General features: G+C 39.3%; 7 protein-coding genes and 2 tRNA genes (1 of these 9 running past the window's edge). 1 reads left to right on the forward strand and 8 read right to left on the reverse strand.

Features of this window, described 5'->3' with window-relative positions; all coding sequences use genetic code 11:
• Positions 1 to 256 precede the first annotated feature (256 nt).
• The 3 genes from RTK36_RS12535 to glgA all read right to left on the reverse strand — a co-directional run bounded on the left by RTK36_RS12535 (position 257) and on the right by glgA (position 4,050).
• Entirely contained in the window at positions 257 to 958 is a 702-nt protein-coding gene (locus RTK36_RS12535) for a CvpA family protein (RefSeq protein ID WP_312047589.1), read from the reverse strand.
• 32 nt (positions 959 to 990) lie between these two features.
• The gene (locus RTK36_RS12540) at positions 991 to 2,364 is read right to left on the reverse strand and encodes a DUF5711 family protein (RefSeq protein ID WP_312047590.1); all 1,374 of its coding nucleotides are present in this window, start codon (positions 2,362 to 2,364) and stop codon (positions 991 to 993) included.
• 231 nt (positions 2,365 to 2,595) lie between these two features.
• The gene (gene glgA / locus RTK36_RS12545; RefSeq protein ID WP_312047591.1) at positions 2,596 to 4,050 is read right to left on the reverse strand and encodes a glycogen synthase GlgA; all 1,455 of its coding nucleotides are present in this window, start codon (positions 4,048 to 4,050) and stop codon (positions 2,596 to 2,598) included.
• Between the two features lie 164 nt (positions 4,051 to 4,214).
• Here glgA and pepF point away from each other — a divergent pair, with 164 nt between their 5' ends.
• Positions 4,215 to 6,011: an oligoendopeptidase F gene (gene pepF / locus RTK36_RS12550; protein ID WP_312047592.1), complete on the forward strand. Its 1,797-nt coding sequence runs from the start codon at positions 4,215 to 4,217 to the stop codon at positions 6,009 to 6,011.
• 140 nt (positions 6,012 to 6,151) lie between these two features.
• On the opposite strand, the gene RTK36_RS12555 is transcribed toward pepF, so the two are convergent.
• The 5 genes from RTK36_RS12555 to RTK36_RS12575 all read right to left on the reverse strand — a co-directional run.
• A complete protein-coding gene (locus RTK36_RS12555) occupies positions 6,152 to 6,775 on the reverse strand; it encodes an undecaprenyl diphosphate synthase family protein (protein ID WP_312047593.1) in 624 nt (207 codons plus the stop codon).
• 140 nt (positions 6,776 to 6,915) lie between these two features.
• Positions 6,916 to 7,329, reverse strand: a complete 414-nt coding sequence (locus tag RTK36_RS12560) for an ester cyclase (RefSeq protein WP_312047594.1) — start codon at positions 7,327 to 7,329, stop codon at positions 6,916 to 6,918.
• Positions 7,330 to 7,471: 142 nt separating this feature from the next.
• Positions 7,472 to 7,942, reverse strand: a complete 471-nt coding sequence (locus RTK36_RS12565; RefSeq protein ID WP_312047595.1) for a pyridoxamine 5'-phosphate oxidase family protein — start codon at positions 7,940 to 7,942, stop codon at positions 7,472 to 7,474.
• Positions 7,943 to 8,063: 121 nt separating this feature from the next.
• Positions 8,064 to 8,145 (reverse strand) — tRNA-Leu (locus RTK36_RS12570).
• 91 nt (positions 8,146 to 8,236) lie between these two features.
• Positions 8,237 to 8,255, reverse strand: a tRNA-Arg gene (locus tag RTK36_RS12575); it runs 155 nt beyond the window's last position.

Raw genomic sequence — 8,255 nt, forward strand, 5'->3', positions numbered from 1 at the left:
CTTTGGAATGTTTCGTAGTAGCGATACTACGGTTTTGTTGGCATCGTCTGCCAACGTTTTGTTACTTTTATTTCTAAAGAAAATTTACTTTTTCTCGATTGACTCTTTTTTCTTGTATTCAGTTTTCAAGGTGCAAATATTTCATTTGCGGCCTTTTTGCGACCGCCTAAACATACTATCATGTATAAACTTCTTTGTCAACGATTTTTTTCGTTTTTTTTACATAATAATTCAAACCAAGGAAACATCATATTTGTCATGCAAAAATCTTTAAAATCAGATACAACAAAATATTATTTTCGTATAGAAATAACGCAATTACAGATTGATTCAATACCTGAAAGAAGGATATCAATTTATCGTTACATTGCCAAAAAGTGATTCCCATAGCAATCAACCAGATCCAAAAGAGACCTTTTGTCCCGCCCACCAAAAAACCACAAGAGCGGTTAAAAAAGTTCAATATAGGCAGCTTACTTACTAAATTTAATGCCTTCAGCAAAAAACGAGCAAGGAACAATACAACAACAAAAACAATGACTACGCTAACAATATTAATACATACATTAGCCAGAAATCCTGCAATATACTCCTTCAACCCCTGTACATCCAACAGATTATAAATAACGGGGTTATTGTTCTCTAATAAAGCATCCTTTAAAAAATCTGGTAAGCGCATATTCTGAATGATTTGTGTTTGGCTCTGCATTGCCGCATTACTGATTACCGTATCCAGTTGCATTGATTTCCCTATAGAATTTGCTAAAGATCCAAAAAAAGGAGTTTTTCTCAATAGTACTCCCATCACTGGCGTCAGAAATTTCACTGCAACCATTGCAGCCAACATGGGTAAAAAGCTCAGTGCCTCCATTACAAAGCCTTTGTGGTAGCCAATACCTGCGAAAACTAAAATCCAAATAATTACCGCCGCATCCAATAGCAATGGCATTTGCTCCATATGTATCACCTTCATTTCCTAAATTCTTTTATTCATTGTGCTGCGCCTGTCTTCACCTGTTTTTTATCGTCACCCTTTTTCTCGTTCCCAGAGGAAGGTGCACTATCTTCAGGTGTTCCGTTATTTTTATCGGTGGTTCCCTCAACAACCTCCGGTTCCGTTTCCCCTTCAGGAGATATAATAGGTCTTGCAGTCTGAGTTCCTTTCATCTGGGTAATCAGTGCTTCACCTTTGGTAACCAGCATAACTTCTTCCAACTGCTCCATAGGCAAAATGTCCCTCACATCAGATGCAGTTCTATAGCTCCATGCTAATCTTCCGCTGTTTTTTATTCCGGAGTATATTTTATCCACACCGATAACAACACCATGCTCAGAAGCCTGAAGATAGTCAACCCCTCCGCCGCTTTTGTAGCTTGCGCTTTCTTTGCCACTGCTGTCTATCCAACAAATCGTGCCTTTTTCCCGACCATCTTTATTGGCAATGGAATCACCCATGGCAAGCACCACGTAGTTTTTATTCGTCAAAGAAACCTGAGCCAACCTGTTTTCAAGTGGATAGCTCCATGTTTCCTGCCCAACGGATGAAATCCCATAAATTCCTCGGTCTGATACAGCTGCAAGTACCCCCCCCTGCATAAAACCAATTATGGGAATGACTTCATCATTCTTCTCCACCACAGCAAACATGCTGTCTGTTAGATTTTCACTATCATCGGGATTTACATAAAAAAACAATACACGCCCTGTTGGCTGAATATCCGAGGTATCCAGATAACTAATAGCAAACGATTTATTGTCATCGGATACATCGGAACATAAAGGAAATATACCTGCGCTTTCCTCAATACGTCCCTTTAGCAAAGTGCCTCCTGCATTATATATCTGAACAGAATATGCTGTGTCACCTTTGGTGATAACAGATAAATATCCATTTTTATTTAATGCAAATTGTATGAGCGTTCCTTCTGTCTGCACCATATACAATAAACCATTCTCTCCATAAACGCGAACTGTCTTCCCGTTCATATCCCCCACTGCCGCATAGCTTCCTTCTGAAATCAGCTGTGGTATAGTCATGTTAAAGGTATCGTTCCACTTACGGTCACCGATCCCATTAAAATATTTTACACCATCTTTGGTACTAAGCAAAAAACGACTGCCAAATACAGCAAAGGTTGATCGACTGCTTTCGTCAAGCTGTATTTTGCCTTTTGCCTCCACCTCAGCGCTCTGTCCACTCTCCTTGGATTGAAATACATTGGAAAAATAGGATTGAATCCGCCCTGCTCCATAAAAAGTATCTAAGTAAATAAGCCCCGCCACTGCAATAACTAAAGTCAGTATCGCTAACAGCGTTATAAGCCCCTTGTCCTTCGTTTTCGGTTTTTGCTGGTACTTTCCCATAAACTGCTCCTTCCTGCAAAGCATGTTTCTACCATAAATTTCATCATACTATAATTTTTGCATTTTTGCAATTTTCACCAGAAAAAACAATTTACACCTATCGCATTTTCCTCCAAAATTCAATCTTGTTGTACCTCTTTGCAAAATAAAAAACAAAAAAACCTCGCAAATAGAAAATTCCCAGCATTCCTTGCCCAGAATCTTCTTACTTGCAGAGGCTTTGCTCCTGCGTTATTGCGCTGATATAGCTTCTTCTCTCAGCATTTCATAAAGTTGTATATATTTTTCAGCGGAAATTGCCCAAGAGTAATTACTGTTCATGGCATTTTCCACAACATACCTCCATTCCTCTTTTCCCTGATGATAAACCTGTAAGGCTTGATCCAATGCCCAGAGGATGCCACCCCCATCATAAGATTCAAACAAGAATCCATTTCCCACTTTCGTCTTTGGATCATATGGTATTATGGTGTCCGCCAAACCTCCCGTTTTTCTTGCTACGGGTACCGTGCCATAACGCAGACTGAACATCTGCCCTAACCCACAGGGTTCAAATCTGGAAGGCATTAAAAACAAATCCGCTCCTGCATAAATCTGCTGGGCTAACGTTTCATCAAAGAAGATATTTAGGCTGGCTCTGCCAGGATAGCGATGCGCCATTTCTCGGAAAAAGTATTCAAATCTTGTTTCTCCCGTACCAAGAAGAACAAATTGTACATCTCTTTGCATCATCTCGTGGAAAACATGGGATAGAATATCTAGGCCCTTTTGGTCAGCCAGTCGGGTAATCATAGAAATAATGGGTACATCCCGTCGTTCCAGTCCCAAACGTTCCTGTAGCACCTGCTTATTCTGTGCCTTTCCCTCTAACTGCTCTGCATTATAATGATAAGTAATGTGACTGTCCGTTTCCGGATCATTGGTCAAATAATCAATGCCATTGACAATGCCGCTAAGAACATCTCTGCGGCTACGTAAAATTCCGTCCATGCCATAACCATATTCCCAAGTTTGAATTTCTTTGGCATAGGTTTCACTTACCGTAGAAATTCTGTCAGCATAAGTCAGTCCCATTTTCATATAACTTACATTATTATAAAACTCAACGGCACCATTTTCATAGCAATAATATGGGGCACCCAAAATTTCCATGGTGCTCTTGTCAAAATTTCCTTGATATTGCAAATTGTGAATGGTAAACAAAGTTTTTATTCTGGAATAACAAATCATCTTGCTGTATATCTCTTTTAAGTATAAGCAAATGGGTCCTGTCTGCCAGTCATTACAATGCAAAACATCAGGATAGAAGTCCAACATTGCCATCATATCCAAAACAGCCTTGCCAAAAAAAGCAAACCGCTCATTATCATCGCCATAGCCATATAAATTGCCTCGACCAAAATAAAAGTCATTCTCTATAAAATAAATGGGTACCTCCTGAGGTTTCACCAAAACCTTTGCCCTCTGAATACGCCAAAATAAATGCACATCAAATTCGCCAAGATATTTTACATCTTGCATTTCACTGTTTTTCACAGCCATATGGCGTGGTATCACAACACGAACATCCACACCCTGATCCTTCAAAGCTTTTGGCAGCGACCCAACAACATCACCCAAACCACCGCTTTTGATAAAGGGTGCCGCCTCAGAGGCAACGATCAAAACCTTTAGCCCATTTTTCATAATTTTCACCTCAGTTGCTATCATACTATGATTTTTTATCGGTAGCAAGAAAATCTTCTCTTTTCCTTCATATCCCAACAAAAAAGTGGTATACTATCACAGAAAAAACCAGTTCAATACCATTATTTTTTATATATAAAATCTCATTCAGAAAGGATGATATCATGAATCATATTTTGCCCGAAAGAAAAGATGCAAGACCTGAATATAAATGGCATATTGAAGACTATTATCTAAAAGACTCCCAGTGGGAAGAAGCCTTCGCTGCCCTGCAAGAGAAACTTCACGAGATGTCCCAGTTTTCCGGACATCTGGGAGATTCTGCCCAAACCCTTTTGGATTGCCTAACAAAAAATAGCGAATTCTCTCTAACACTGGATCATCTTTATACCTATGCCAATATGCGACTGCATGAGGATAGTGCCAATGCTTTTTATCAGGGAATGTCCTCCCGTGCAGAAATGCTCTTGATTCAATATTCCGCCATTGTTTCCTTCCTCTCACCTGAGATTATTGCAATTCCAGAAGATAAGCTGGCAAGCTTTCGTAAGGAGCTTTCTTCAGAATTTAAAATTTATGATCATTATTTCCACTCACTCCTTCGCCAAAAGGAACATACCCTCTCTCCCGCAGAGGAAGCTCTTTTGGCAAGATCCTCAGAGTTAGGCGGTGCACCCCAAACAATTTTCACCATGCTCAATGATGCAGACATCCATTTCCCTATGGTAACAGACGCTGAAGGGAAAGAAATAGAGCTGACAAAGGGTCGTTATGTTACCTTTTTGGAAAGTCCCAACCGTAGAGTAAGGGAGGATGCCTTTAAAGGATTGTATAGCGTATACTTGGATAAAAAAAATACCCTTGCAGCAACCTATGGTGCATCTGTAAAGAGTGATGTTTTTTTTGCAAAGGCAAGAAACTATCATTCATCTATGGAAATGGCCCTTGCCGATGATAATATTCCTCTATCGGTATATGACACCCTGATTGAAACAGTGCATGAAAACTTGCCCCTTTTGCATCGTTATATTGACATTCGTAAAAAAGAACTTGGGGTAGAAGAGCTTCATATGTATGACCTGTATGTACCCTTAGTTTCTGAAAATGATGTAAAAATCCCTTATGAAGAGGCAAAAAAAACAGTTACAAAAGCCCTTCATGTCTTAGGGGAAGATTATATCAAAGCATTGGAATTGGGTATGAACAGTGGTTGGATTGATGTTTACGAAAATAAAGGTAAACGAGGCGGTGCTTATTCTTGGGGAAGCTACGGAGTTCATCCCTTCGTATTACTCAATCATAACGACACAATCAATAGTATGTTCACCTTGGCTCATGAAATGGGGCATGCACTACACAGTCACTTCACATGGGAAAAACAGCCCTATCTTTATAGTGGACATAAAATTTTTGTGGCAGAGGTGGCTTCCACCTGTAATGAAGCTTTGCTGATGGAGCATCTCCTTCAGGCAACGGAAGATAAAAAAATGCGAAAATATCTCATTAATTATTTCTTAGAGCAATTCCGAGGCACTTTATTCCGCCAAACAATGTTTGCTGAATTTGAAAAAATTACCCATCAAATGGTGGAACAAGGAGAACCCTTAACCTGGGAAGGGCTAAATAGCATTTATCGTGAATTGAACAAAAACTATTTTGGAGATAACATCACGTTGGATGATGAGATAGATATTGAATGGGCAAGAATCCCTCATTTTTATAATGCCTTTTATGTATATCAATACGCTACGGGCTATAGTGCGGCCATCGCCCTCTCCCGTAAAATTCTCTCCGAAGGAAAGCCTGCCGTGGATGCGTATCTGGATTTTCTCTCCAAAGGAGACAGCCAGTACTCCATTGATCTACTAAAAGGTGCCGGTGTGGACTTATCCACCGCCGACCCTATTCAAAAAGCGCTATCCCTCTTTAAAGAGTTATTAGATGAGTTTGAGTCATTATAAAATACGAACTCTATATTTATATTAGTAAACAACCAAATAGACATTGAAGGTACAAAGAAATCGTTATGTAAAGAAAAAAGGCAGTTTCCCATTCAGCGGAACTGCCTTTTTCAAATTGTATCTCCCATTTGTTAACTCAATCAACCACCCAAAGAAATCTCTTGCTTGCTGTACCATCCAATAGCTTCCTCTAGATGCTCTTTTTTAAAATCCGGCCAGAAGTCATCAATAAAATAAAAATCCGAATAAACAGACTGTAAAGGCAAAAACCCTGAAAGGCGCTTCCGTCCACCCCAGCGAATCACAAGATCCACACGAGAAACTTCGTGAGACTGCAACGGTCCCATTAAATTGTTTTTTGTAAATCCCGTGTCCCATTCCCAACTATAGTTTACCAGAAAATTCAGCTTCACTCCCCCCTTACCAAAGGTTCGACGCTTGGTATAAGGCAAGAGTTCCTCAGGAAACATTTTTGAATCTGCATTTCCCAATACCAGCAGTTCTGCATCCTCTCCAGAAAGAAGCTTCACTGCATCTACGCAGGCATTGGTGAAAGACAGTCTCTGCTCAGTGGGACGTTTTGTATTATCCACGGTAAAACCGTAATAACTAATTTCCTTTACTCCCATCTCTTTAAAGAGCTTATACAGCTCCAGCCCCGGATTTAGCCCTCTATCGTACCCATCTTTTTTATCCAATCCATTCTCCACCGCCCAACGACGGTTCCCATCCGGTATTACACCAATGTGTTTTGGTATTCTCATGATTTTTCTCCTTCAAGTACTTAATTTTCCGCTGTCTATGCTTTAAGTATGCCACAGGAAAGAAAAAAAATAACATTAATTGGGACTTTTTTTATAATTAACAGAAAAACAAAACTGTCTTAGAAAGTTATTTTCCTTCCTTAAGGAGCAGGCTGAATGATGCCACCTTTAAACAAAGCATCAAATGTATTGGCAGCCCCACCGTGTTCAACAATCTTCCCATCAATGACCTTATCAATATCTACACCAAAAATTTTTAATTTTTTACCGGAGGGTTTCATGCCTAACCATTCGCCAAGGTGAGTTCCTTCCATCATAAATTCAGAAATAATATAATCTCCATCACAATATTGATTTAAAATTGTCATGTTTAAATCAGGATATGTTTTTCTTACTTCAATCATATGCTGCTTCATTCCTTCCACGCCTACAGGAATACGCAACTCCCCTAAACGAATGATACAGCCTGTGGACACGTAGTCACAAACCTCTTCAAGGCGGTGTTCAGAGGTAATATGCTCATAAAAATACTTTATTCTATCTTTATTCTCCAATAAACATTCCTCCTTAAGGGCACTTTCATTTTAAAGGTATTTATTGCTATAATATTATCATACCTCCATGAGGATGAAAAGAAAAAAGCCAAATTGACTGATAAGTTCAATTCGACTTTTTTCAACCTGCACTAATCTTCAATTATGATTCATTCACCAGTTTTCCCGTCATGTGATCAATTGACAGTTCTAGAATCTGCACATATGCAACTGTCTTACGAATTTCTTCCTCAACGCCTTCTGCTGTAGGAAAATACTTCAAACCCATTTGACGTACAATATCTACTGTTTCCTGAGCTGTTTCTATCTTTTTAACTTGTCCAAAAATTATGATGCTTTTGATATTTAAAGCCCAATCTCCATCCTTGCGATACCCTTCGTCCATTACACAAAAGGATACTCTGTTATCAGATGCCATGGCATCCAGTTTGTGCCCAGCCTTGGCACAATGAAAATATATCTTTCCGTCCAGATAGATATAATTCATAGGGAAAGCATATGGGTATCCATCTTCTCCTTGAACCGCCAAAACACCTCTTGGTGCATGGGTTAAAACATCCACACATTCCTGCTCTGTTAATTGCTGTTTGAATCTTCTCATGCCACGAAACATAATAACCCCCCATTTTATATGTAGAATCAAATGATTCAATAAAAGTACCTTAAAAAATAATATCATAATAAAACAATAAAGTCATGTATAAGAGTAAACTCAATACATGACTTTATTTTACTGCGGATGACAGGACTTGAACCTGCACGGGGTAACCCACTGGAACCTAAATCCAGCGCGTCTGCCAATTTCGCCACATCCGCATGATAGAATTTATTTTAAACTTCCCTTGAAAGATTGTCAAGGAATAAATACCGTTTATATGAAAAAAGGCTCTCTCTTGGAGCCGAGCCATGAACCAGGAGGGATTCGA

This window comes from Anaerotignum sp., assembly GCF_031981185.1.
Taxonomy (GTDB): Bacteria; Bacillota; Clostridia; order Lachnospirales; family Anaerotignaceae; genus Chakrabartyella.